This window comes from Pantoea sp. (assembly GCF_039594315.1).
In the GTDB taxonomy this organism is placed as follows: Bacteria; Pseudomonadota; Gammaproteobacteria; order Enterobacterales; family Enterobacteriaceae; genus Pantoea.
On record NZ_JBCNNP010000019.1, the window covers coordinates 42,059 to 66,394 of the forward strand.

Annotated in this window: 22 protein-coding genes; 9 read left to right on the plus strand and 13 right to left on the minus strand. The window is 51.3% G+C overall.

What is annotated here, in order from left to right:
* Position 1: 1 nt before the first annotated feature.
* Genes corA through ABDW13_RS13115 form a run of 4 tightly spaced genes read right to left on the minus strand, consistent with a single transcriptional unit; the run spans position 2 to position 2,511 of the window.
* Positions 2–970, minus strand: a complete 969-nt coding sequence (corA, locus tag ABDW13_RS13100) for a magnesium/cobalt transporter CorA (RefSeq protein ID WP_343553020.1) — start codon at positions 968–970, stop codon at positions 2–4.
* 34 nt (positions 971–1,004) lie between these two features.
* Positions 1,005–1,475, minus strand: a complete 471-nt coding sequence (locus tag ABDW13_RS13105) for a GNAT family N-acetyltransferase (protein ID WP_343552994.1) — start codon at positions 1,473–1,475, stop codon at positions 1,005–1,007.
* 51 nt (positions 1,476–1,526) lie between these two features.
* On the minus strand, positions 1,527–1,847 hold the full coding sequence (locus tag ABDW13_RS13110; RefSeq protein ID WP_343552995.1) for an AzlD domain-containing protein: 321 nt from the start codon (positions 1,845–1,847) through the stop codon (positions 1,527–1,529).
* A complete protein-coding gene (locus tag ABDW13_RS13115; RefSeq protein WP_343552996.1) occupies positions 1,837–2,511 on the minus strand; it encodes an AzlC family ABC transporter permease in 675 nt (224 codons plus the stop codon). The genes ABDW13_RS13110 and ABDW13_RS13115 overlap by 11 nt, the downstream gene beginning before the upstream one ends.
* Positions 2,512–2,612: 101 nt before the next feature.
* On the opposite strand from ABDW13_RS13115, the gene ABDW13_RS13120 reads away from it, so the two are divergent.
* Positions 2,613–3,161, plus strand: a complete 549-nt coding sequence (locus ABDW13_RS13120) for an XRE family transcriptional regulator (RefSeq protein ID WP_343552997.1) — start codon at positions 2,613–2,615, stop codon at positions 3,159–3,161.
* 22 nt (positions 3,162–3,183) lie between these two features.
* Here ABDW13_RS13120 and nadS read toward each other — a convergent pair whose 3' ends face one another.
* Positions 3,184–3,480, minus strand: coding sequence for a NadS family protein (gene nadS / locus ABDW13_RS13125; RefSeq protein ID WP_343552998.1), 297 nt, complete (start codon positions 3,478–3,480; stop codon positions 3,184–3,186).
* A 28-nt stretch (positions 3,481–3,508) separates the two neighbouring features.
* The gene (locus ABDW13_RS13130; RefSeq protein ID WP_343553021.1) at positions 3,509–3,838 is read right to left on the minus strand and encodes a type II toxin-antitoxin system RelE/ParE family toxin; all 330 of its coding nucleotides are present in this window, start codon (positions 3,836–3,838) and stop codon (positions 3,509–3,511) included.
* A 197-nt stretch (positions 3,839–4,035) separates the two neighbouring features.
* Between ABDW13_RS13130 and ABDW13_RS13135 the strand changes: the two genes are divergently transcribed.
* Together ABDW13_RS13135 and ABDW13_RS13140 are read left to right on the plus strand one after the other, a co-directional pair.
* Positions 4,036–4,557, plus strand: coding sequence for an N-acetyltransferase family protein (locus tag ABDW13_RS13135; RefSeq protein WP_343552999.1), 522 nt, complete (start codon positions 4,036–4,038; stop codon positions 4,555–4,557).
* A gap of 108 nt (positions 4,558–4,665) precedes the next feature.
* On the plus strand, positions 4,666–4,851 hold the full coding sequence (locus ABDW13_RS13140) for a tautomerase family protein (protein WP_343553000.1): 186 nt from the start codon (positions 4,666–4,668) through the stop codon (positions 4,849–4,851).
* A 62-nt stretch (positions 4,852–4,913) separates the two neighbouring features.
* On the opposite strand, the gene ABDW13_RS13145 is transcribed toward ABDW13_RS13140, so the two are convergent.
* A complete protein-coding gene (locus ABDW13_RS13145) occupies positions 4,914–6,272 on the minus strand; it encodes a J domain-containing protein (RefSeq protein ID WP_343553001.1) in 1,359 nt (452 codons plus the stop codon).
* Positions 6,269–7,969 carry a molecular chaperone HscC gene (locus ABDW13_RS13150; protein ID WP_343553002.1) on the minus strand — a complete coding sequence of 567 codons (1,701 nt, stop codon included), beginning with the start codon at positions 7,967–7,969 and terminating at the stop codon, positions 6,269–6,271. Before ABDW13_RS13150 ends, ABDW13_RS13145 begins: the two co-directional genes overlap by 4 nt.
* A gap of 186 nt (positions 7,970–8,155) precedes the next feature.
* On the opposite strand from ABDW13_RS13150, the gene ABDW13_RS13155 reads away from it, so the two are divergent.
* Positions 8,156–8,896: a GntR family transcriptional regulator gene (locus tag ABDW13_RS13155; protein WP_343553003.1), complete on the plus strand. Its 741-nt coding sequence runs from the start codon at positions 8,156–8,158 to the stop codon at positions 8,894–8,896.
* Here the strand turns inward: ABDW13_RS13155 and ABDW13_RS13160 are convergent.
* From ABDW13_RS13160 to ABDW13_RS13175, 4 genes are all read right to left on the minus strand, one after another.
* The gene (locus ABDW13_RS13160; RefSeq protein ID WP_343553004.1) at positions 8,883–9,863 is read right to left on the minus strand and encodes a PfkB family carbohydrate kinase; all 981 of its coding nucleotides are present in this window, start codon (positions 9,861–9,863) and stop codon (positions 8,883–8,885) included. The two genes, ABDW13_RS13155 and ABDW13_RS13160, sit on opposite strands and share 14 nt — an antisense overlap.
* A complete protein-coding gene (locus ABDW13_RS13165; RefSeq protein WP_343553005.1) occupies positions 9,850–10,878 on the minus strand; it encodes an ADP-ribosylglycohydrolase family protein in 1,029 nt (342 codons plus the stop codon). The genes ABDW13_RS13160 and ABDW13_RS13165 overlap by 14 nt, the downstream gene beginning before the upstream one ends.
* Before the next feature lie 10 nt (positions 10,879–10,888).
* On the minus strand, positions 10,889–12,163 hold the full coding sequence (locus ABDW13_RS13170; RefSeq protein ID WP_343553006.1) for a nucleoside permease: 1,275 nt from the start codon (positions 12,161–12,163) through the stop codon (positions 10,889–10,891).
* A gap of 168 nt (positions 12,164–12,331) precedes the next feature.
* Complete coding sequence (locus tag ABDW13_RS13175; RefSeq protein WP_343553007.1) at positions 12,332–13,708, minus strand: aldehyde dehydrogenase family protein; 1,377 nt, start codon at positions 13,706–13,708, stop codon at positions 12,332–12,334.
* Between the two features lie 479 nt (positions 13,709–14,187).
* On the opposite strand from ABDW13_RS13175, the gene ABDW13_RS13180 reads away from it, so the two are divergent.
* The 3 genes from ABDW13_RS13180 (at position 14,188) to ABDW13_RS13190 (ending at position 19,094) form a co-directional block, all read left to right on the plus strand.
* Positions 14,188–15,117: a RepB family plasmid replication initiator protein gene (locus tag ABDW13_RS13180; RefSeq protein ID WP_007886110.1), complete on the plus strand. Its 930-nt coding sequence runs from the start codon at positions 14,188–14,190 to the stop codon at positions 15,115–15,117.
* 1,798 nt (positions 15,118–16,915) lie between these two features.
* The gene (locus ABDW13_RS13185) at positions 16,916–18,115 is read left to right on the plus strand and encodes an AAA family ATPase (RefSeq protein ID WP_343553008.1); all 1,200 of its coding nucleotides are present in this window, start codon (positions 16,916–16,918) and stop codon (positions 18,113–18,115) included.
* A gap of 7 nt (positions 18,116–18,122) precedes the next feature.
* Entirely contained in the window at positions 18,123–19,094 is a 972-nt protein-coding gene (locus ABDW13_RS13190) for a ParB family protein (RefSeq protein WP_343553009.1), read from the plus strand.
* Between the two features lie 438 nt (positions 19,095–19,532).
* On the opposite strand, the gene ABDW13_RS13195 is transcribed toward ABDW13_RS13190, so the two are convergent.
* Positions 19,533–21,464 carry a sigma-54-dependent Fis family transcriptional regulator gene (locus ABDW13_RS13195; protein ID WP_343553010.1) on the minus strand — a complete coding sequence of 644 codons (1,932 nt, stop codon included), beginning with the start codon at positions 21,462–21,464 and terminating at the stop codon, positions 19,533–19,535.
* Between the two features lie 274 nt (positions 21,465–21,738).
* On the opposite strand from ABDW13_RS13195, the gene ssuD reads away from it, so the two are divergent.
* Positions 21,739–22,911 carry an FMNH2-dependent alkanesulfonate monooxygenase gene (ssuD, locus tag ABDW13_RS13200; RefSeq protein WP_343553012.1) on the plus strand — a complete coding sequence of 391 codons (1,173 nt, stop codon included), beginning with the start codon at positions 21,739–21,741 and terminating at the stop codon, positions 22,909–22,911.
* Between the two features lie 14 nt (positions 22,912–22,925).
* Positions 22,926–24,332, plus strand: a complete 1,407-nt coding sequence (locus ABDW13_RS13205) for an FAD/NAD(P)-binding protein (RefSeq protein ID WP_343553013.1) — start codon at positions 22,926–22,928, stop codon at positions 24,330–24,332.
* The last annotated feature ends 4 nt before the right edge of the window (positions 24,333–24,336 follow it).

The window sequence follows — 24,336 nt, forward strand, 5'->3', positions numbered from 1 at the left end:
GCTAAAGCCAACCGGCTTTTTTCAGCCGCGACCACATCACGCCGCAAATCACCACAGTAACCACTAACACCGCAGGATAACCAAAGTGAGTATGCAACTCGGGCATATCCGGGAAGTTCATGCCATACATGCTGAATATGATGGTCGGCACGATTAGGATTGCCCCCCAACCAGCGAGCTTTTTGTTCACTTCGCTCTGCTGCACCGAAACCAACGCCAGATTGACCTGCATCGCGCTGGTGAGCATTTCGCGCATGTCTTCGGCATCAATCATCACGTGATGGGCATGATCCTGCACATCGCGCAAATAGGCGCGTAGATTTTTGGGAATGATATCGTCGTGAAAACGCACCAGTTGTTGGCAAATCTCCGTTACCGGCAACGCCGCGTTGCGCAGCGCCAGCAGCTCACGCCGCAAGTGGTAAACATCCTGCAACGCAGCATTATCAAAGCGCGTGGTGAACATGCCTTCTTCAAGGTTGCCAATACGTCCGTTCATCGATTCGGTGATTTTGCTGTAGTTATCGACGATGAAATCGAGGATGCAATAAAGCGCGTAACCCGGTCCTTCACACAGCAAAGCATGATTTTTTTCCGCTTTAGCGCGAATCGCCGCATAGCCTTCTGCTGAACCGTGGCGCACGGTAATAAGAAAGTTTTTGCCAAGGAAGAAGTGAGTTTCGCCAAAACTAATACGTTGTTGATCATCCATGTGCGCGGTTTTCACCACGATGAAGACTGAATCACCATATTGCTCGATTTTAGGACGCTGATGCGCGACCAAAGCATCTTCGATCGCCAGTTCATGCAAACTGAACTCTTGCTGCAAGGTCTGCATAAAGGCCGGTTCAGGCTGATACAATCCCATCCACACGAACGACTTTTCTTCTTTCAATACCTCACTAATGTCCGCCACATCAACATGCTCTTCACGTTTACCGTGACGATACGCTACGCAGTTAATCACCATATTCTCACTGTCCTTGTTGTTTGCACTCATATCATCATAGCTCGCGTACCATCTCGACGCAGGCCAGATCGGCTTTCGCTAACGCCGATGGATACAACGCTTCACGCACCACGCTAAAGCCGTGACGCAGATAAAAACCACAAGCATTGGGCGTGGCGGCAAGCGTCAGTTTGCGAAAACCGCGCTGGCGCGCTTCATCGATAATCGCCTGCATAATCGCGCTGGCGTAACCTTTGCCGTTGCACGCGGGCAACGTAAAGATCGCTTCTACACTGCCGCTGTGCAGATCGAGAAAACCGGTGGCAGCCACGCCATATTCGGGATCGTCTACCACGAAGAACGGATTGTGTTTCACCGCTTCGAAATAGCCATTGGGCAACGCATCAGGCGTCCAGGCAGCAATAATCTCGGCAGAATAAACAGATTGGCAGCCATGACGAATGGCGAGATTGCGGATTTTCCATAAGACAGCAGTTTCATCGCAGCGAGCTAAACGCGGTTTCATAGCGGTTCCTGTTTGCGGGTAAGCGGTGATGCTACACAGTAGCAAAACCGTTTAGGAAACGCCTAAATAACGCAACAGCGCCGTCATCACAGCCGCGCCGATGATCACCACAATCAGCGGCGCGCGTCGCCAGGCAAGGAACACCGCAAACAGCACGCCGACAATGCGCGCCACGCCGGCGAAATCAGTGCCTTCAAACAACGCAGTGGTGACCGCAACCGCCAGCAATAAAACCGTCGCGGCATCGGATAACATCGCGCGTGCTTTTTCAGACATCTGCATGCGGCTGCCAAGGCGATAACCGGCGAAACGGATCGCATAAGTGCCGACCGCCAGCAACGCGATTCCAGCAATGATCAGGTTATTTTGCATTTTTGCGCTCCCGCCAGCTCAGTAAGCCTAATAAAGAGAACAGCACCGGCATGCCCGCGGGCACAAACGGCGTGGCGAGCACCGATAATGCAGTGCCCAACGAGGCGGGAATTAAGGTGCGTTTCTGGCGCAGCGCTGGGAATATCAAGGCAATCAAAATCGCTGGGAACACCGCATCCAGGCCTATGGCGGAGACATCGGGAATAAAGCGTCCGATCATCGCTCCGCCAATTACGGTTAACGGCCAGACGGCAAAAATGCCCAAACCACAAATCCAGTAAGCGGCTTTGCGTTGCGCCAGTTTGGGTTGAGAGATGCCGAACACTACGCTTTCATCGTTCATGATGTGGCAGCCAAACAGGCTGCGTCCGCCCTTCCCTACCAAATCTTTTACCGCGATGCCAAACGGAAGATGGCGCGCGTTAACCAGCAAGCCCGCCGCCGCTGCGGTGAGCGGACTGCCACCGCCCGCCACAATGCCGATAAAGAGAAATTCTGAGGCGCCTGCTAACACCAAGGTCGAGAGTGCAATCGGCACCCACAATGGAAATCCTTCGGCTGCCGCTAGCGAACCATACGAAAGACCGACGATGCCGTCGGCCAAACACACCAGGAAAATCGCTTTTATCACGCCGCGATCAAGCGGTACTGCACCCAGACGCATCACAATTTCATCTCATATCGAACAAGAAAGTCGTTATAATGAACGCACCCGAGTTGTTTTACAAGATGAACAAACGTTCGATATAAAGAACAGGAGCCGGTTTGACTACGCCTATTGATATCATTTCTGTCGGATTACAGCGCGAACGCCAACGCGCGGGACTTTCATTGACGGAAGTGGCGCGCCGCGCTGGCATTGCGAAATCGACGCTGTCGCAACTTGAAGCAGGCAACGGTAATCCCAGCCTCGAAACCTTGTGGGCGCTGTGTGTGGCGTTGAATATTCCCTTCGCACGTTTGATGGAGCCGGAAGTGAAACGCTTGCAGGTGATTCGTCGCGGCGAAGGCATGATCGTCTCAGCGGAAATGGCCGATTACCAAGCCGCGTTGCTGGCAAGCTGCCCGCCCGGTGGCCGTCGCGATCTCTATTTAGTCACTAGCCAACCCGGCGCACCGCGCGCATCCAAACCGCATCCGCCGGGATCGGTAGAACACATTATTATCGCGCGTGGCCGCGCATTGGTTGGCCCAAGCGACTCGCCGGTGGAATTACATCCCGGCGATTACATTTGTTATCCCGCCGATGAACCACATGTGTTTGAAGCGCTGGAGCCAGACACCATGGCGGTACAACTGTCGGAGCAGAATTAAGCGGTCGCCATGAATGGCGACCCTACATGGCGCGCAGCGCATTGATTAGCAGCGGTTGCTGCTCAATCAAATAAAGCATCTTCAACGCCGGCCCAGTCGGGCTTCGCCGTTGCTGCTCCCAACTACGGATCAAATCGACACTTACGCCCATCGCATCAGCAAATTCGGCTTGTTTGAGACCCGCATTCTTTCTGATCAATTTCACATCGGGGAGTACATGCCGATGAATCCGATTGGCATCAGGAATCTCTTGCCCTGTTTCAATCGCGACCATCTCCTGCATGCTTTCAAGTAAATCATTAAATAACTGCTTATCCATACATCACCTCGTTCCGACAGTGGCAAAGTTATAAGTTGATCTGCCGTGTGAATACTTTCAAAAGCGCCTTCTCATCTTGGTTTAAGTCATCCTTAACGTTCTTTGGGTAAATAAGAAGTAAGTAAATCCTGCCCGATAACAATCTTGAGTAATAAATAACTCTTGTACCGCCTTGCTTGCCCATGCCAGGGCGACTCCAGCGAATCTTCTTACAACCACCGGTATGACTGATGGTGTCCCCTAAATCATGATGATCGAGTAAAAAACACTGCAACTGATGAAATTCTTCATCGTCTTCCAAAAGAACTTTGCGCGCCTTAGTGAAAACGCGTGTTTCGATAAACTCCAGATAGCTGATGCTCACTTTAGTCGTACCTCGTACTGTTTTCCAGCAAAATATCGTACAAGGTACTAGTTAATCATGATTCCGCCGACACGTTCCGTCTCAAAAGCAATTAGTGATTCAGCCATAACAATTTCCTATCGTTAAACCCGATGATTGGCACGTGGCGTAGTGGCATGCTGTAGTTTTTATTGGGCAAAACAGAGGAACATATGGATATTATTCCCGCGCGGCCGCATCACGCGGCGGCTATTCAGCAGATTTACGCTTGGCATGTTTTGCATGGCACCGCGACCTTTGAGACCGAACCGCCTTCCACCAGCGAAATGCAGAACCGCGTGCAAGATGTACAGCAGCGCGGCGGGTTTTGGCTGGTGGCCCAAGAAGATGATCAGGTGCTGGGTTATTGCTATTTAGCGCCGTATCGCCCGCGCTATGCCTATCGTTTTACCCTCGAAGATTCGATCTATCTCGATCATCAACAAACTGGTCGCGGCATTGGTCGTGCTTTATTGCAGAAAGCCATCGCGCTGGCGGAAGCGGCAGGTTTTCGCCAAATCATTGCGATTGTTGGCGATAGCGCGAATGAAGGTTCGCTGGCATTACATCGTGCGCTGGGTTTTGAACATACCGGCGTGATGAAGTCGGTGGGATTCAAACATGGTCGCTGGCTCGACACTGTAGTGATGCAACGTTCACTTGGTGCCGGTGATAGCCAACCGCCAGAACGTTGAGTGTCATGCTGTTTACCAAGTCTCTCATTTTGCAATGATTAACGCTGCACAGCGGACACGGCCTGAGGTATGCTGAAAACCAAATTTCACTGTGAAGGAGAGACTGAGATGCCAGAAATCGTTGTCTATGCTGCGGAAGGCCGCACCGTTGAGCAGAAGAAGAAATTACTGAAAGCCGTTACCGCTGCGGTGGCCGATTCATTTGAGATCGATGCGAATTCAGTGACTGTTTCCATCATTGAAACGCCGAAGCATCACAAGGCGAAAGGCGGCGTGCCATTTGATGAGCGTTGAGTCGTTATGACCAACATTGCACAAAAGGCTGAAAATTCAGCCTTTTGTGCATTTAGCGGCGATTAAAAGTAATGATCAGGTATCGTCACTAAAGCATGCAAAAGCATGTAGCAAAAACCGCTGAATACCGCTAACAGCGGATAGGACATGACACTGAATTCCAGCGTTTCCATCAATCGCCACGGCGCACTGAGTAGATGGCTAATCGCAATGCCAGGGCGCCGAAGTCCCGGTACATTTTTTGGCCACACAGCTGTCGACACGGCAATTAAAATCCCAAACATGAATATTCCGGATAAGCGCGACAATCCTTGAGGCGGTGTGTGCGCGAAAATCACGAAGGAAATCGCCAGAAATAGGATGCAGAAAAGCAACAACGAAAACCAAAATTCCAATATCAGAAAAGCACTAAACCAACGTTTTCGTTGCTGTAACCCCACCATAATCATGTCGCTGAAATACAAATAAAACAGCACCAGCGTCACGCCAATCCAACCCGCGCCAGACATCACAACAGCACCCGGCAGCAGGAAACTCAGCATCGTTACCCAGAAAACCGCGAGGAAAATGCCGCGCCAGTTTAAGCAAATCCGCTGGGAGCCAATGAACGCCAGCATGGCCGGATTTAGGCGTTCGATCAGTTCAGGAAAAGTGGCGTAAAGCGCATTAACACGCTGCGACATGGTAGCGACGAGATTTGGCAGCAAACGTGCCCAGAAAGGCATTTCCGCACCATCGCTAAGCAGCAACGTCACCGCTTTTCGCTGTAGAAAACTGCCGTTTACTGTTTCGTTATTGAGCTTTTTCCAGGCTTGTTCGCGTTCGGTGTTGCGTACTTGCCATTCCAGCGCGCGCTGCATGGGTTGCGAAATGAGGTGGACGTCATAATCGTCTAATCCCCAACCCAATTGATCGCTGACCCGTTGCAGTAATCCGTCGGTGAGATCAGCTTGTTCCGCCAACGCAGCCGCCAATTCATTGTGGAATTGCTGCTGTTGCAGGAGATTCCCTGCGCTGGATACGCACTGGAACAACGTTCTCAGCGATGTGATGCCCTTCATTTCATCATCAACCAGCAACGCAGCCAGCTCATTGAGATCGTCATCGGTGTAGAGCGGCGTCAGCGTAAACGCGAAATCGGATAACTGCCCATCGGCTTGCGGCTCATCTGCGCTTGCCAGCCACGCATCCATTTGCTGAGCACTGATGACGCTGGTGAATTCTGCGTGAGCTTCCGGCTCAGCTTCCTCAATTTGCTCACTGGCAGCGCTGCTCTTCGCTTGTTCAAACGCTTCTCGTAAGCGTTGGTAACCTTCAGGATCGCTATCCGGACGATGTTTTTTTAGCAGCCGCGAATAGGCGCGACGGATGATCGCTTCGTCCTGTGTTGGTTCGATGTCGAGAATTTGCCAGGCATTCATCGCGGCGTCTCCTCATCAAAATGGGCAAACGCTTCGATCACTTTTTGCCGCACATCAGCGATACGCCGCTCATCCTGACTATTTAGCGCCTGTTCAAATGCATGGATCACGTTATCAATCCACGCGCGCTCTTCACCTAACAGGAATTGATATAAGCGCGCGCCTCGCGTCAGCAATGACTGGTTTTCCTGGCGATCGCGCGGATGCTGCTTCAACCCGCTCAACTTTTCTAAGCTGGCAGCGATTTGTTCAGCGCTCATTTGGCCGGGGACTTTTTCAATTACCAATCGCGATGGCGTTGAACTTGCGTCATGTTGGCACTCGACTTCCAGCAAGCCGTCCAACGTATAGGTAAAGCGCACCTCTAATGACACTTCGCCCGCTTTGCGCACTGGCACATCCACATGCAGTTCACCGAGGTACACATTGTCCTTCACGCGACGACCTTCGCCTTGATAGATCTTTAACAGCACATGCTTTTGGTTATCCGCCACCGTCTGCACAGTTTGGCTGCGACTGACGGGAAGGAAGGTATTGCGCTCGATCAACGGTAAAAAGAACCCATCTTCCATTTGGCCGTAGCTGTGTTTCACCGTCTCCATCCCGAGTGAAAACGGCATCACGTCGGTGAGAATGATGTCTTCCACCGCTTCGTCCTTCATCACCATTCCAGCCTGAATACCGGCACCAATCGCTACGGCTTCGTCAGGATGAAGATCGTGACGAGGGAAGCGGCCAAACAAACGCGCAACCGCCTGACGCACCAGCGGCATGCGCGTCGCGCCGCCAACTAATAGCACATGATCGAGATCGTGCAGTGAAAAGCGTGCATCGTGCAAAGCCTGAATCACCGGCTGTTGCAAACGAGCGATGAGTGGCTGACAACATTCGCTGAACTGTTGTTCAGTTAACGTCCAGCGCCAGATTTCACCTTGCCACACGAGCTCGGCGCTCGCTTCATTTTGCAGGCTTAAGCCACGTTTCAATTGCTCTGCCTGCGCCAGCAAACTGGGTTTTACCGCCGGTAATGCCGATTTCAGCAGTGGATGTTGCGCTAACATCCACTTGCAGATCGCTTCACTGAAGTCATCCCCGCCTAATTGCACGTCGCCACTGCTCGCACGCACCTCCACCACGCCATCGAACATATCAATGATCGAGACATCAAAAGTGCCGCCGCCTAAATCGAAGGTCAGATACTTTTGTTCGCGGTTTTCCAGCAAGCCAAAGGCCAGCGAAGCCGCTGTTGGTTCATTCAGCAAGCGTAAAACGTTAAGCCCCGCAAGGGTTCCTGCGGTTTTAACCGCACGGCGCTGCACATCGTTGAAATACGCCGGAACGGTTATCACCGCATCATGAATCGTCTCACCCAGCCAGTTTTCTGCATCCTGCTTTAGCTGACGCAGTAACATTGCCGAGAGTTCTTCCGCGCGAAACAGCTGCGAGCCAAGCGACAATTTGGCTTCTGTGCCCATAAAACGTTTAAAACTTGCCAGCGTCAGCTGCGGATGGGTACTTATGCGATTGAGTGCGGCCTGGCCGATAATGAGATTGCCTTCATCATCGAGCCCCACCACTGATGGCGTTAACAGTGAACCTGCTTGATTGGAAACTAACTGCGATTTTCCCTCGCACCACAACGCAACTGCACTGTTGGTGGTGCCGAGATCAATGCCTATAACCTGTCTGGTTGTCATGCTCATTCCTTTGGATGCAACGGCGTTGCCTGCGCTTGCGGTTGTTGCCCTGTGTAAGAGAGTTACTCGGCTTATCGGCGAGACAATTTCGATCTTTAGCTTTATGTTGCTAGCAATGAATATCCGGCGAAAAGTCAGTATCATAAGCCATTCTGCCGCTGACCGAACTGAGTGAATCCTTCTGCTATGACTGAACAAACTGCACTGTTTTCGCGGCTGATAACCACGCTGGCTGATGAGAGTCGCACGCCGCTGTATAAGCGCTTTGCCGCCGCGATTAAAGACGCGGTCCGCGATGGCGTGTTGGTGCACGAAGAGATCCTGCCAAGCGAACGTGATTTCAGCCAATCGCTGAATATTTCACGCATTACGGTGCGCAAGGCCATGGATGAACTGGAGAAAGAAGGCGTGGTGCTGCGTTCACGCGGTTACGGTACGCAAATCTGCAGCCAGTTTGAGTATTCGTTGAAAGAGCCAAAAGGCTTGTCACAGCAAGCAGTGTTGCGCGGGAAAAAGCCGGATACGGTGTGGATCAACAAAAGCAAAATCCATTGCAGCGCCGAGATTGCCGAGAAGCTGGGATTGAGCAAAGGCAGCGATGTCTATTTGCTAAAACGCATTCGCTACGTCGATCAACAAGCGGTGTCGGTGGAGGAATCGTGGGTGCCGGCGCGGTTCATCGCAGATGCTGATGACATTGGGATTTCACTGTATGACTACTTTCATCGGCAGCAAATCCAACCGGTGAAATCGCAAAGCAGAGTAAGCGCTCGCATGCCTGATGAAGCGCTCCAGCAACAGATCGCCCTGCCCGCCAACGTGCCAGTGTTGGTGATCAAACAACTGGCGTTAGACGCGCAAGGCAATCCGCTGGAGTACAGCATTAGCTACTGTCGTAGCGACATGTACGTGTTTATTGCTGAGTAAGACGTTGCTGCCAATAGGCGCTCAAGGTGGCGCGATCGGGCGCGCAATCGCCGCCTCTCTGGGACACTACATACGATGCCACCGCGTTGCCCAACGCAACGCTTTCGGCCAGCGACCAACCTGATGCCAAACCCGCTAACAAACCGCCTGCATGGCTGTCGCCGGCGCCAATGGTATCCACCACTTTGGTCGCCAACGCCGGAATCCAACCTTGCGTGTCAGCGTTAACAAAACCGGCACCTTCACTATCAAGTCGCACCACCATCGCGCCGCCGAAACGTTGCTGCCAATGCGTCATTAATTGCTGCGCATCAAAAGGTTCGTTGATTCCCAATCGTTCCTGCCACAGCAATTCTGCTTCCTGTCTGTTCACTGTAATCAGTGGATGACGCGCCATAATGCGATCAAATTGCGCATCACCGATATCCGCCAGACGCGGCCCAAAATCCACCAGCAGTTGATGCGGCTGCGTTTGTTGCTCAAGCCAATCGATCAGCACATCGCCACTCTTACTGGTGAGTTGATAGCCGGAAAGGTAGATCCAGCGGTTGGCGGGCTGCGGCAACGTGCTTAACAGCGCAGCATCCCACTGGTTTTCCACGCCGCTCACCGACAGAAAAGTGCGCTCTCCATCCGGTTCCACCAGCGCCAGGCACCAGCCGTTATCGCCTTTCGCCGTTTCTAACACGCTGTGAATACCGTATTCGGTCAACTTCTGCCGCACGATGCTGGCCCAGGTCCCATTGCCGAGCGGCAAAGCGTTGATTGATGGAATGCCAAGACGATGCAGCGCAATCGCCACATTCAACGCACATCCGCCCACGTTGACGCCTTGCTGGTGGAGTTCAACATCGCTGCCTCGATGCGGCAACGAGTAAGCATCGGCAATCACATCCACCACCGCTGCGCCAATCACGCATACCGGCAGACGACCTTCCAGCCGCTGCAAATCATCAGGCGTCAGCATAAGCGGCCTCACGCTGCTGGCGGAATCGGGTAAAGGCGGCGCTGTAGCGAGTGAAGTCCAGCGCGTTGGCAGCATCCAGCTCGGCTTTCAATGCGCTGTCGATGCCATCAATGCCGTGTAGCGCGCCGCAAATCGCCACCGCCATCGCGCCAATGGTGTCAGTGTCACCGCCCAGATTGGCGCAAAGAATGGCACAGCGGTTGGGATCGGTTGCGGCCAATTCCACCATGGCAATCGCCGCCGGAACCGATTCAATGGTGCCGGTTCCGGTGCCGACCAGATCGTAGATTTGCTGCATGGTTGACTCCACGCCCCTGCCCCGCTCTACAACGCTCAGCGCCAGTTCAACACGCGCCGCCATTGAGGCGCTAAAGGTGGTCACACGCTTTTCCTGTGCTGCACGCGCAATCGCAGGAAGTTCATCACGGATAGTGGTCCAACTCGCGCCATCAATTGCCCGTGACACCGCCCAGGCAATCACCGTTGCGCCGGAAATCGCCACATCTGACTTGTGGGTTGGGCTGGATGCCAATGCCACATCATCAATGAAAGCTGATAAATCACGCGCGGGCAGCAAACATCCCAGCGGTGAAACGCGCATCGCTGCGCCGTTGGTCATGCCATTGTTTTCCAGCTGCGAGACCGGCGTGCCGGCTTTCATCGCATTCAACGCGATTTTTGAGGTTGGCCCCAATACGTTTTTGTTGAAGGCATCAAAGCTCTCAGCCCATTTGAGGATATTGGCGCCGATGCTTTCCGCGTTAATTGCGCCATCGTGCGTGATGATGGCATCCGCCAGCGCCAGCGCCATCGAGGTGTCATCGGTAAAGGCAGCGCGGCCAAAATAGCAGGCGGCGTTGTTTTCGGCTGGGCCCGGCAGGAAACCATCAATCCAGCCAAAATGCTGCTTCACGCGCGTTCTCGGCCACAGTTCGGATGGCATGCCCATCGCATCGCCCAGCGCCTGGCCATAAAACGCGCCCAAAATCCGTTTTTCTTGCTGTGTCATCGTCATGGTGAATCCCTTATTTATGGCTGTCAGCGGTTGCTGAATTGTCGAAAGCGGTCAGTTCATCGCTGCGTTTTTTGCCGTCGCGGAACAGAACGATAAAGGCGATGGTGATAATTACGATCATTACGCTGCCAAACATCCACATGCCGGCCCAGTTGAAAGTTTGCCCGTTGCGCGGTTGGTCATAGGCGAACATCTCTTGCATCAGATAGCCGCCCAGGCGGTAGCCAAGCAAACTGCCGATGCCCTGACATGCCAGCGTGATCAGCCCTTGTGCAGCATTACGCATCGCCACAGGCGCTTTTTTATCTACGTAGATGTACGCGGTAATGAAGTAGAAATCGTAGCTGACGCCGTGCAGCAGAATGCCCATAAACAGCAAACCGTAGGTCAGCATGTTCTGATCGCCGCCAAACACGAAGAACACATAGCGCAACGCGGCGGTCGCTAAACCAAGCAACAGGACTTTGCCAATGCCGAAGCGCTTGATGAAGAACGGCAGCGCCAGCAGGAAGAAAATCTCAGAGACCTGGCCGAGCGTCATCCAGCCGGTTGCATGCGGCAATCCGACTTCGGTCAGATAACCTTCGGCAAAGATGTAGTAGAACGCCAATGGCATGCTGAACAGGAATGAGCAGACGAAAAACACCAGGAAACTGCGGTCTTTGAGCAAGTGCAGTGCATCCAGACCCAGCGCGACACGCAGGCTGAATTTGCCGGTGCTTTTTGGCTCGGTGGCAGGTAGCGTTAAGGCGAAAATACCCAGCAGTAATGAACTCGCGGCGGTGATCAATAACGGGACATTACTGGCAGAGATATCGCCATAACCCAGCAGCGGCGGCAGAAAACCACACACGATGCCTGACGCGATCCAGCCAATGGTGCCCATCACGCGAATGCGCGGATAATCACGTTCCACATCAGCAACATGTGAAAACGCGATGCTGTTAGTTAAGGCAATGGTTGGCATATAGGTGAGCGCATAAAGCAGTAACAGCGGGAAGAAGCCGCTGAAATGCGTTTGCTGCGCGGCAAAGAACATCAGAATCGAACCGACAATCGTCAGCAGCGATAACACTTTTTGTGCCTGGAAGAAGCGATCGGCCAGCGATCCAACGAGGATCGGCGACAGAATGGCGGCGATCGAGGTACAGGCGTAGCACCAGGCGATCTCAACCGGCGAAAAGCCGTTTTTGCTGAGAAATGCCCAGAGCGGCACAAACCATGCACCCCAGATAAACCACTCTAAGAACATCATGAACGACAGTTTTGGGATTGTTGTTTTCATCAGTTAGGACTCCCCGGTGTAGGTGGGGCCAATCTAGCACCAGTGATAATACCTTTATAATACCAATGGCGGATTTTTTGAACTGGTCCACAACATTTAACTGATGAGCAACAACAATATTAGGCGGGTTAAATCAATGAAGGCGCGACAAGCGCGCCTTGCGGAGCATTAACGGCGGTTTTTCCAGACCGTTTGAATGTTACAGAATTCATGAACACCAAAGCTTGAGAGCTCACGGCCATAACCACTCTTCTTCACGCCACCAATCGCGACACGCGGATCGGATGCGCCGTTGCCGTTGATGAATACCGCGCCAGTTTCGAGTTTTTCCGCCAACTCGTTTGCCAGCGTTTCATTGCCGCTCCACACGGTGGCGCTCAGGCCAAACTCGCTATCGTTGGCCAGTTTAAGCGCATGCTGTGCATCACGAGCGATGGTGATGGCGGCAACCGGACCAAAGATCTCCTGCTGGAAAGCGATCATGTCTGGCGTGACATCGGCAAGGATCGTCGGTGCGTAGTAATTGCCAACGCCTTCGATCTTGTGGCCGCCTAATACTAATCGCGCGCCTTGCTGAATAGTCTGCTGCACCTGGTTATCAAGTTCATCGCGCAGATCGTAACGCGCCATCGGACCAATGTAGGTTTCTTCCTCTAAAGGATCGCCGATTTTCAATGCCTGAACCGCTGCGCTAAAACGCGCCTCAAACGCTTCTGCGACGCTCTCTTCAATGATGAAGCGCTTGGCTGCCATACAGACCTGTCCGGTGTTCTGATAGCGTCCTGTGACCGCTGAGGCCACTGCTGCGTCCAGATCAGCATCAGCCAGTACGATGAAAGGATCCGCGCCGCCGAGTTCTAATACTGTTTTCTTCAATACCGCACCGGCTTGCGCAGCGATAGCGCCGCCCGCACGCACGCTGCCAGTAACAGCGACGGCGGCGATACGTGGATCTTTGATCGCCGCTGAAACGCCATCATTGTCGACGTTAATCACGGTAAACGCGCCTTTAGGCAGTTCTGTGGCATCAAACAGCGATGACATTAGGTTTGCCGATCCCATAACGCTAGGCGCATGTTTCAAGACATAGGTATTACCTGCCAACAGCATGCTGACTGCGCCTCGTAGTACTTGCCAGTAAGGGAAGTTCCACGGCATCACTGCAAGGATCACACCCAACGGGCGAAATGATTGCCAGGCCTGCTGGTTTTCCACCAGCGTAGGCTTGTCTGCCAACATTGCCGGGCCGTTTTCGGCATACCAGTCACAAAGGTTGGCGCATTTCAGGACTTCGGCGCGTGCTTGGGCAATCGGTTTGCCCATTTCTAACGTGGCCATTTTGGCCATCTCATCTTGACGTTGGCGGATCTGCTCAGCAAGTTGGCGCAGTACTTTTACACGTTGCGCCATTCGGGTTGATCGCCATGCAGCAAACGCATCTGCGCTCTGTTGCAATGCTGATTCCAGCTCATCTGCACTTTGCAGCGGATAAGTTGCAATAATTTCGCCGTTAGTAGGATTGCGGGAGATAACGTTGTCAGTCATAGCCTGTCCTCATGATAAGTGAGTTGATTTTCAATGAGAATCAGCTTACGCCCATCAAAGATTGCTTAAAAATGAATAATAGTGAGGAAGTTGTTCACTCTTAGTGAAGTAATAGGATCTTTACTCATCATGATTAAGGGTTTGACGGGATCAGCCGCAATGTTGTGGCAATAGGCTTATTTTGCACAATCATGGATGCGCAAGCCGCCTCTTATATGGAGTTATTAAGTTATACAGTGAATAGATCTTAAAGAAAGATCATAGAGAGATCTAAAAGAGATCCTAAGAGATCCCCGATCGTCGCAGGCCGCACCACACAAGGGCTCAGAAGGTGATCGCGTTCACTATAATCAGTAAAGAGTTCACTGTAGACAGTAGTTTATTCACTATAGAGAGTAGAATGTTCACTATAAACAGTGCTAATGTTCACTGTAATCAGAAAACGACCCCTTTAATCCACAGAATGAAGATCTCAGGCTATGGCAGATAAAGAGAGTGAAAACAAGGCGTTACTCGAGCCTTTTCTGTCGGTGACAAAAAACAGTGGTGAAGTTATTCAGCTCCACCCAAATAAAAATAACACCGTACAACCGGTCGCACTGATGCGCCTGGGTCTGTTTGTTCCTACATTGAAATCAACTGCGCGAGGTAAATCTGGCGCGATGGCTTCAACCGATGCGACGAAAGAGCTGAAAAACCTTTCACTGGTTAAATCGGAAGGCTATGAAAAGATTACCATTACCGGCGCAAGGCTGGATATGGATAATGATTTCAAAACCTGGGCCGGCATTATCCAATCTTTCTCGCGTTATCCCTCAAAGGGCGACACTGTGACGCTGCCGTTCATCGATTTCGTTAAGATGTGCGGGATCCCTTCGGCAAACTCGTCTGCTGCGTTACGTAAGCGTTTAGACGCTTCTTTACGACGCATCGCCACCAATACGTTGTCCTTTGAAGGTAATGGCAAAGCCTATCACACTCACTTGGTGCAATCGGCGTATTACGATCGTGAAAAAGATCTGGTGCGTATCCAGGCCGATCCGAAGTTGTTCGAGTTGTATAATTTCGACCACAAGGTGCTGCTGCAACTGCGGGCGATTTCACGATTGAAACGCAAAGAGTCTGCTCAGGCGTTGTATACCTATCTCGAAAGTCTGCCAACTAATCCTGCGCCAATTTCACTGGCACGTTTGCGCATGCGCCTTAACCTGGGTTCAAAAACCACGACGCAGAATCACGTGGTTCGTCGTGCGATGGAGCAGCTCAAAGAGATTGGTTACCTGGACTACTCAGAAGTGAAACGCGGCCGTTCGGTGTTCTTTATCATCCATAGCAGAACGCCAAAACTTGATGGCATCAGCAATCTCGAAAGCATCGATTCGCTGGAAGATATCGAGTTTGAAGAGTAACTCACCCCATTCACTGTAATCAGTATCACGCCTAATAGCAGTGTCACTTTTTCAACAAAAGTGACACTCGCTCTCTTCTCGATGTTCACTGTAATCAGCCTCGGGCGCTCAATTCACTGTAATCAGTAATGTTCACTGTAATCAGCAAATCCGCTGCTGAATGGTATGCTTGATGCATGCCGAGATATTCAATGTCCCTATTTCATGGCATTAAATCGATAGTGAGTACTTACAAGGGTGGTTTTCCATTCACTGCTTCTCTCTATTTGATGCTGTTTACTGATCACAGTGAACGTTGGGTTAATGCAATGCTTCTGCTGATTGCAGTGGATGGTTCAAGTTAAAGAAAGATACTGATTACAGTAAACGTTTATAGCTATCCTATTGTTTTTAATAATAATGATGCTTAACCAGCACTTAAATTCACTGTAATCGGTAAAGTCGCTGTTAATATAACCAGTAAAAGTGACAGGGTTGGTTACAGTGCTGATTACAGTGAATGTTGGTAATGGAATTGGGCCTCAATTGCTCCCTTCTGATTCAGGCTACATACGCTTGAAAGTACAACGTCACGCTGTCACTGATTACAGTGAATTTTGCCCACGTCTGCCCTTCCCTATCCTTTTTCATGATTTGCAAAGGCATGATGATTTTGCCGGTTGCTGATCATAGTGAACGCTTTTAGCAAGTCGCCTTATGCTATTCATTACTGAATACAGTGAACGTTTGAGGCTTGAGCACGGCAATGCAAGATGCCCAGCATTGGCCAGATTGTTGCGAATAGGCCATCTATCTCGAACTCGAATGAGCACCGCCAGTGGGTCACCATAAAGGGCGATCCTTCGTTTCTAGTGCGTGGTTATCGCTGGGTAAGCGAACTTGCTAAGCAGAATTGAAAGGTAATTTTATGGCTTACTTTCCGCCGATTTGAAGTCTGAATACAAAATCTAAATGCTGATTACAGTGAATGTTGCCACCTCGTTCGTTCGTATCGTTTGCTTAAGTCCTAACCTTCGAAGCCACCAAAACCCATCGTTGAAATGCCATCTACTGACTACAGTTAACGCTTCTCTTATCCAGTCTGAATCGTCGTTTGCTGATTACAGTGAACGTTCTGACCATGCCATAACGTTTACTGATTACAGTGAATCTTCTCGCTATCAGGCAGATTTGACTTACTGATTACAGTGAATGTCTCACGCTAATGCGCTCGTTTTTACTGACTACAGTGAATGTTGGTGATGCCTTGCAAAAGACGGCTTACTGATTACAGTGAACGTTTGTTTTTCAAGGCCGCAACACTTTCCGCAACTACTGATTACAGTGAATGTTATGGCACTCTCTTCCTCACACATTGTCATTCCCATAATCCTGTCTCGAATCATCATCTACTGATTACAGTGAACGTAAGTGGCCACCTTGCTAATTACAGTGAATCTTTTACCGAATACAGTGAACGTTGGCGAAATCCGCACAGCATGAACTACTGATTACAGTGAACGTTTAAATGAAGAAAGTCCTGCGCCCTTCTCTCGCCAAACATTCCTGCTTCAATTTCAACTCACTCTGCTGATTACAGTGAATCTTTGAGGCAATCATTCCCCCAGCGCGGTCTGGATTTGAGCGATTTATCACAAACGATGAAATTACCATCACTGACTATAGTGAATGTTTTGCTTAACTCACTATTAATCAAGCCGTTTTCTCATAACGGATTGTTCCAGACTAGAAGAGATATATTTGCCTCATGTGCAGGATTTATGTATAAAGTCATAAATCCTACATGTGTGGAGCAAGTATGGCTAACGATGAGAAGCAAGTTCTGAAAGTTGCACAACGTTCAGAAAGAATGCTGATGAGCCTGACGGAACAAATCCAGGCGCAAAAAGAAGAGTTGCAAGAGAACACTTTTTACCAGGTTTACGCGAAAGCTGCGTTAGCCAAGCTGCCAAAATTGACGCGTGCCAGCGTGGATTACGCTGTCAACGAGATGGAAGCAAACGGCTATCCATTTGATAAGCGCGCAGCGGGCAGCTCGACCAAGTATGCGATGTCGATTCAGAACATTATCGATATCTATCATCATCGTGGCGTGCCGAAGTATCGCGATCGCCATCCTGACGCGTTTACTATGTTTGTCGGCAACCTGAAAGGTGGCGTTTCAAAAACCGTCTCCACCGTGTCGTTAGCGCACGCGTTACGCGCGCATCCGCATCTGTTATTTGAAGATTTGCGCATTCTGGTCATTGATTTGGACCCACAATCGTCAGCAACCATGTTCCTCAACCATGAACGTTCGGTCGGATTGGTTGAAGCTACAGCGGCGCAAGCCATGCTGCAAAACGTCAGTCGCGAAGAGTTGATCAACGAATTCATCGTTTCATCGATTATTCCGGGCGTCGATGTATTGCCAGCTTCCATTGATGACGCCTTTATCGCGTCACGTTGGGAAGAGCTGTGTGCCGCACATTTGCCTGAGCAAAACATTCATGCGGTGTTGTACGACAATGTTGTAGCAAAACTGAAGAAAGATTATGACTTTATCTTTATCGACAGCGGCCCGCATTTGGATGCCTTCCTTAAAAACGCGATCGCTGCATCGGATTTGCTGATGACGCCGGTTCCGCCAGCGCAAGTGGATTTCCACTCGACGCTGAAGTATCTGACGCGCTTACCCGAGCTGATTGGCATTATTGAAGAGTCAGGCGCTGCTTGCCGTTTGCAAGGCAATATCGGCTTTATGTCGAAACTCTCCAACAAAGCCGACCACAAGCTCTGTCACAGCCTGGCAAAAGAGATTTTTGGCGGCGACATGCTGGATGCTGCGCTACCGCGTCTGGACGGATTTGAGCGCTGCGGTGAGTCGTTTGACACCGTGATCTCCGCCAATCCATCCACTTACGTGGGCAGCACTGAAGCCTTGAAGAATGCGCGTTCAGCAGCGGAAGATTTCGCTAAAGCCGTGTTTGACCGTATTGAATTCATTCGCCTGAACTGAGGTTACTATGAGCGCAAAAAGAATCACCATTGGCCGCACCTTCAGCCAGACGCCTTTGCAAACTGAGGAAAGCGCCGACGGCCATTCTCAGACCTTCATTCTGTCGACAGGCAAACGTGCCCTGTTCACGCTTGAACACATTACTGCGAAAGAAATCGAAGAAAAAACCTTCGTTAAGATGGAAACCAACGGCCGCGACCAGTCTGGTCTGACGCCTGAGTCTTTGCGTGACATTATCCGTACCATCAAATTGCAGCAGTTCTTCCCGGCGATTGGCGTTAAACGTGACGATCGCATTGAGATTCTCGATGGTTCGCGCCGTCGCGCAGCGGCATTGCACTGCAAAACCGGGCTTGATGTGTTGGTGACAGACGTTGCTATTACTGCCGAAGAAGCACGTCGTTTAGCGCAGGATATTCAGACCGCGCGCGAACATAATTTGCGTGAAGTGGGCATGCGTTTGCTGGCTCTGAAAGACGGTGGTTTGTCGCAGAAAGAAATCGCGCAGAGTGAAGGGCTGTCGCAGGCAAAAGTTACGCGCGCATTGCAGGCCGCTAGCGTGCCGCTCGAACTGGTCACACTGTTCCCAAACCATTCTGAGCTGACTTATCCCGACTACAAAACGCTGTTACAGGCTTACGAGAAGTTGCAGGAAACCGGCCAAACGGTGGATGCACTGATCGATACCATCGGCATGGATGTTGATACCGTTTGTGCTCGTGATGGCCTGGCAGAGGATGAAGTGAAGAATGGCATTCTGCGTTTAGTGCGTAACGGTAGCCAAACATTGCTTCAATCGCCGGGTAAGGAAAAAGTGGTCGCTACGCCACTGTGGAGTTTTGCTGATAAAGATCGCTTTGCCCGCAAAAAAACGCGTGGACGTATGTTTAGCTATGAGTTTAATCGCCAGTCGAAAGAGTTGCAGGAAGAACTGGATCGAGTGATAAACGATACGCTCAACAAATATCTCAACCAGTAAATCAAACACCGCCTCCGGGCGGTTTTTTTATGTCAGTTTCACTGCTTCGCCAGCGCGATTTCAGCGCTAAGTGCCTGAAATCGCGATCTTCAATGTTGAAATTTCAGGCTGAAATCGCCACGATTTTAGCCATTTCCGCATCTCTACCAAACAATAATCATCATGTAAGTGAAGACGAATTAACCAGCTGTTTGCTAAATCAGCAACAGCTTTGGTCAGAGATAGAAAGGCACGAATGCAGCATGAAATTTCATCTGCTCGCCGTGGTAATTTCATGCTTATCACTATGAATGTAAACGATTTTTAAAATAAATTTCAGGCTGAAATCGCCAGTTTCAATCGACATTTTAGCCTGACTGAAAAGTAATTAACTCTGATTAGCCAGATGATATTCAACGATTTATCCACAGAAAGCGTGGATAACTTTCTCCCGGAAAACTATTTAGCCAACGCCAATGCTGATGAATGTTGCCAAATCGCATCACGCACCCGAACCGGTTTATTGATCAGCCCTAAAGCATAAAATCGATCGGCAATGATTTGTTGTTCCTTAATAACTTCAAATACCATGGCGCGGGTTTTGTGGCTGCGACGAGTGAGTGCCCTTTCAACTGAAGCCACCTCCAAGCCCAACTCCAGCGCTAGCAAAACCGAAGCTTGATGGCGATGTTCATCTATAAATAAACCGGTTTGCTGCAAGCTCTCCACCAGCTGTTTAATGATGTCATCATGCTGTTCAACGTAATCCCGCCGCGCAAGATAGAATTGATGATTGCGCACGCGCCCATCACCATTAACTAAAACGCGCAGTTCAGGATTGCTTTCAGCCGCGCTGAGCAGCGGATCCCACATCATCCAGGCATCAACTGACAAATAATCACTGGCAGTCAGAGGATATTTGGGCGGTGCATAAATCACTTTTAACTCATCAAGCCCAATTCCTGCTTCTTCCAGCAACTGCAGCAGTAACCAGTGAACGTTGGAACCCTTATTCACTGAAATACGTTTGCCTCTTAAATCTTCGATGCTATGAATGTCGCTTTCACGCGGAACGACAATACCAACGCTGCTCGGTGCGGGCGGTTCCCATGCGATATAGGTCACTGCATTGCCACTGGCTTGCGCGAAGATGGGCGGCACTTCGCCGGTGGTGCCGAAGTCGATTTCGTTGTTTTGCAGTGCATGCAGCAATTGCGGACCGGCTGGAAACTCACTCCATAACACGTTGATGTCCTGCTTAGCGAAGCAATGTTCCAGGCTTTGACGCGCCTTGAGCACGCCAAGATTGCCAAATTTCTGATAACCAATGCGCAATTCTCGCTCCTGTTCACCGCGTTGCGACAGTAAAACATTCGATGTCATAACTTTGCGGCGTCCTTTAATCATGCCTTGGTTGGCAAGATGAGTGCGTAAGGTATGGCGGCTGATTCCCAACAATGCCGCCGCTTGCGTTTGGTTCTGTTCGGTCATCGTCAAAGCATTGCTTATCAAACTGCTGATCACGCGATCAAACAGCTGTTGCGGCTGATGAGTGAGTTGCTGCTGAAGGAAACTATCCAAAGTCGAGTCGGTTGGCAGATTAAAGCCGCGTTCACTGTAACCAGCAATTCGCAATTGAGCGGGTGTCAGCGTCTCTTCACGACTCAGCAGCACTGCGTTGTGCAGCGTATTTTCGAGCTCACGAATGTTGCCCGGCCAACTGTATTCCAGCAAGGCTTCCAGCGCGTCGGGAGAAAGACGACGCGCTGGACGTGCTAAACGACGCGCATACAACGCCAGGAAATGTTGTGCCAGCAATGGGATATCTTCGCGACGCTGGCGTAACGGCGGCAGCGGAACCACGGCGATGTTGAGACGATAAAACAGATCTTCACGGAAACGTCGCTCCCGAATCGCCTGCGCCAAATCTACGTGCGTAGCGGCAATGACTCGAACATCCACCTTGATTGGCTTACGTGAACCCACGCGCGTAATCTCTCGCTCCTGCAATACACGCAACAGCTTCACCTGCAAAGACAGGCTCAATTCTCCTATTTCATCCAGCAGCAAGGTGCCACCTTGTGCCGATTCAAACCAGCCGGGATGAGCTTGCGTAGCGCCAGTAAACGCCCCTTTTTCATGACCGAACAGTTCAGCTTCGGCCAGGCTTTCGGTCAATGCGCCGCAGTTCACCGCAAGGAAAGGTCCATGACGACGCTGACTGTGGTGATGCAGATAACGCGCCACCACTTCTTTGCCGGTGCCTGTTTCGCCAACAATCAGCACCGTAGCGTCGGTAGGAGCGAACTTATCCAGCAAAGATTGGAATGCCAGCGAAGCCGGATCGACTAAGCGAGGGGAATCGGTGTGATTGGCATAAGTGGTTAGCATGGCGAGCGATCCTGTAAAGATGATATCGCCAGGCTAAACCCACCGGCATTGCTTGAACACCAGGAAAAAAGCATAAGCAGTTGCATATGCAGCAATAGCTGTCGGGCCAGTGTTGCGATTGCAACTGCTTCAAACAAAGAGTTGATGGCTAAGTATTTGAAATCCATTAACTCACGGTTTTTTCAAAGCTGGCACGCTTCTCGCTAACAGCCATATAACTAAATAAGCAGTCAAAAATGATCATTTTTTAATAAAGTTATATAGGAAAAGCATAATGGCCGATTCCGCGAACGAGAAAATTAACGTCTTTTGGTTTTTACCCACTCACGGCGATGGACGCTATCTTGGCACCACAGAAGGCGGACGTCCGGTTGATTTGGCCTACTTACAGCAAGTCGCGCTTGCCGCCGATAATCTCGGCTTCTACGGCGTTTTGATTCCGACTGGCAAAAGTTGTGAAGATTCGTGGTTAGTGGCTTCAGCGTTAGCGCCAATCACCCGTCGTCTGCGTTATTTGGTTGCCGTACGTCCAGGCTTGCAGCCGCCAACACTTGCAGCGCGTATGGCAACCACGCTTGATCGCCTGTCTGAAGGACGTTTGCTGATTAACGTGGTGACCGGTGGCGATCCCGTCGAGAACAAGGGCGACGGCATCTTCCTCAATCACAGTGAACGTTATGAAGTCACCAAAGAGTTTCTCGACGTCTATAGCCGACTGATGCGCGGTGAGAAAGTCGATTACCACGGCGAACATATTCACGTTGAAGGCGCGGAAGTATTATTCCCGCCGGTGCAGGAAAATGGCCCGCCGCTCTATTTTGGTGGTTCCTCGGATGCAGCCATCGATGTCGCAGCTGAACAGATTGATACCTATTTGACGTGGGGCGAACCGCCGGCGCAGGTTGCGGAGAAGCTGGAAGTGGTCCGCGCGCGTGCGCAATCGCGAGGACGTAAGCTGGAGTATGGCATTCGCTTGCACGTCATTGTGCGCGAGACCGAAGAAGAAGCCAAAGCCGCAGCGCAAAAGTTGATTGCGCATCTGGATGAAGAGACTATTGCGCAGGCGCAGAAAATTTTTGCGCGCATGGATTCGGCGGGCCAGGCGCGCATGAGCGCACTACATAATGGTTCGCGCGATAATCTCTACATTGCGCCAAATCTGTGGGCGGGCGTCGGCTTAGTGCGTGGCGGCGCGGGTACAGCATTGGTTGGCAGCCCTGAGCAAGTAGCAGAACGCATTCGCGAATATCAAGCGTTAGGTGTGACTAACTTTATTCTGTCCGGTTATCCGCATCTGGAAGAGGCACATCGCGTCGCCGAGTTGCTGCTGCCATTATTGCCGCTGGCGAACGCTCAACAGCAGCGCGCTCGCACCGTTAACACTGGTCCCTTTGGTGAGACCATTGGTGGCGATAAACGTCCTTCGAAACAAACGAGCGCGAGTTAATGCAGGAGAAGGCGATGGCTACGGCACATGTGATCATTGTGGGTGGAGGATTCAGCGGAACGGCGCTGGCGATTCATCTCGCCCGGACCTCCGCAGTGAGTTTACTGATTACAGTGGTCGAACCGCGTGATCAGCTTGGCGGCGGCGTTGCCTACTCCACCACCGAACCCGCGCACCGCATCAACGTACCCGCTACACGTATGCAGTTGAGCGGTGAGGAGCAGGGCGCATTTGATCGCTGGTATCGCCAACAACCAGAATGTTCACTGGATTCAGTAGCGCATTGTGCCGATGGATCGGTTTATCCGCAGCGCGGTATGTTTGGCCGCTATCTGGCGCAGCAGTTCGCACATGCGCAACAGCTACATCCGCATGTCAAAATGCGTCATGTTCAAGCCAGCGCTGTTGCCTGGGAAGGCGAGCAGTTACTGCTGAGCAATGGCGAGACATTACCAGGCGACGTACTGGCATTAGCTATCAGTCATCCGCCGCCAGCATTACCGCGTGGGCTGCAACCTTTCGCGCAGCATCCCGCCTTGATCGCTAATCCGTGGCAGCGTGGCGTATTAGATACCATCCATCCAGATGCATCGGTAGCGATTATTGGCACCGGTTTGAGTATGGCGGATGTTGTCGCCTCACTCGACACACGTCAGCATCGTGGCCCGTTAATCGCCTTCTCGCGCCGTGGACAGCTTTCTCGCGCCAATTTAAGTGGTGAGTGGCCTGAATGGACGTTAGCGCCGCAGAATGCGTCCAATGCGCGTTTATGGCTACACCATATTCGTGCCGAGGTAGCGCGAGCGGCAGAACAGCAATTGCCGTGGCAACGTGTATTGGATCAAGTGCGCGTGCAAGGTCAGGACATTTGGCAATCGTTGCCGTTACAAGAACAGCAGCGTTTTGTACGCCATTTACGTTCGTGGTGGGATGTACACCGTTATCGCATTGCGCCGCAGGTGGCTGCGGTTATCAGCGCCCGTCAGCAACAAGGCAGCTTAAACGTAATGGCTGCGCGTCTCAGCAACATCGTCGACCACGGAAAGCAATTGGCGATCACGCTGCATCTACGTGGCGGCGGCATCGAAACGCATCCAATTGATCATCTGATCGTCACCACAGGACCGGGTCATGAGGCGCTAACCGACAGCCAGCCGCTGCTGCAATCGCTCAGCCAGCAAGGTTTGATTCGACCCGATTCGCTCGGTTTTGGCATTGATGTCGATTGGCACTCGCAAACGTTGGATTCCAACGACCAGCCAAATGCACGTTTGCTGGTGGTTGGCCCCGCCGCACGCGCACGCTTTGGTGAATTGATGGGGCTGCCGCAAGTGGCCGATCACGCGGCTGCGGTGGCGCAAACTATTCTGCAAGAACTGCAAATCGCTCACGCCGAGCGATGTCCCCCTTCAGCGCACTAATTCT

Excerpts from the sequence above, each read along its gene's own strand:
- corA (WP_343553020.1), bottom strand. The coding sequence starts at position 970 with ATGGTGATTAACTGCGTAGCGTATCGTCACGGTAAACGTGAAGAGCAT.
- ABDW13_RS13105 (WP_343552994.1), bottom strand. The coding sequence starts at position 1,475 with ATGAAACCGCGTTTAGCTCGCTGCGATGAAACTGCTGTCTTATGGAAA.
- ABDW13_RS13110 (WP_343552995.1), bottom strand. The coding sequence starts at position 1,847 with ATGCAAAATAACCTGATCATTGCTGGAATCGCGTTGCTGGCGGTCGGC.
- ABDW13_RS13115 (WP_343552996.1), bottom strand. The coding sequence starts at position 2,511 with ATGCGTCTGGGTGCAGTACCGCTTGATCGCGGCGTGATAAAAGCGATT.
- nadS (WP_343552998.1), bottom strand. The coding sequence starts at position 3,480 with ATGGATAAGCAGTTATTTAATGATTTACTTGAAAGCATGCAGGAGATG.
- ABDW13_RS13135 (WP_343552999.1), top strand. The coding sequence starts at position 4,036 with ATGGATATTATTCCCGCGCGGCCGCATCACGCGGCGGCTATTCAGCAG.
- ABDW13_RS13140 (WP_343553000.1), top strand. The coding sequence starts at position 4,666 with ATGCCAGAAATCGTTGTCTATGCTGCGGAAGGCCGCACCGTTGAGCAG.
- ABDW13_RS13145 (WP_343553001.1), bottom strand. The coding sequence starts at position 6,272 with ATGAATGCCTGGCAAATTCTCGACATCGAACCAACACAGGACGAAGCG.
- ABDW13_RS13150 (WP_343553002.1), bottom strand. The coding sequence starts at position 7,969 with ATGACAACCAGACAGGTTATAGGCATTGATCTCGGCACCACCAACAGT.
- ABDW13_RS13155 (WP_343553003.1), top strand. The coding sequence starts at position 8,156 with ATGACTGAACAAACTGCACTGTTTTCGCGGCTGATAACCACGCTGGCT.
- ABDW13_RS13160 (WP_343553004.1), bottom strand. The coding sequence starts at position 9,863 with ATGCTGACGCCTGATGATTTGCAGCGGCTGGAAGGTCGTCTGCCGGTA.
- ABDW13_RS13165 (WP_343553005.1), bottom strand. The coding sequence starts at position 10,878 with ATGACGATGACACAGCAAGAAAAACGGATTTTGGGCGCGTTTTATGGC.
- ABDW13_RS13170 (WP_343553006.1), bottom strand. The coding sequence starts at position 12,163 with ATGAAAACAACAATCCCAAAACTGTCGTTCATGATGTTCTTAGAGTGG.
- ABDW13_RS13175 (WP_343553007.1), bottom strand. The coding sequence starts at position 13,708 with ATGACTGACAACGTTATCTCCCGCAATCCTACTAACGGCGAAATTATT.
- ABDW13_RS13180 (WP_007886110.1), top strand. The coding sequence starts at position 14,188 with ATGGCAGATAAAGAGAGTGAAAACAAGGCGTTACTCGAGCCTTTTCTG.
- ABDW13_RS13185 (WP_343553008.1), top strand. The coding sequence starts at position 16,916 with ATGGCTAACGATGAGAAGCAAGTTCTGAAAGTTGCACAACGTTCAGAA.
- ABDW13_RS13190 (WP_343553009.1), top strand. The coding sequence starts at position 18,123 with ATGAGCGCAAAAAGAATCACCATTGGCCGCACCTTCAGCCAGACGCCT.
- ABDW13_RS13195 (WP_343553010.1), bottom strand. The coding sequence starts at position 21,464 with ATGCTAACCACTTATGCCAATCACACCGATTCCCCTCGCTTAGTCGAT.
- ssuD (WP_343553012.1), top strand. The coding sequence starts at position 21,739 with ATGGCCGATTCCGCGAACGAGAAAATTAACGTCTTTTGGTTTTTACCC.
- ABDW13_RS13205 (WP_343553013.1), top strand. The coding sequence starts at position 22,926 with ATGGCTACGGCACATGTGATCATTGTGGGTGGAGGATTCAGCGGAACG.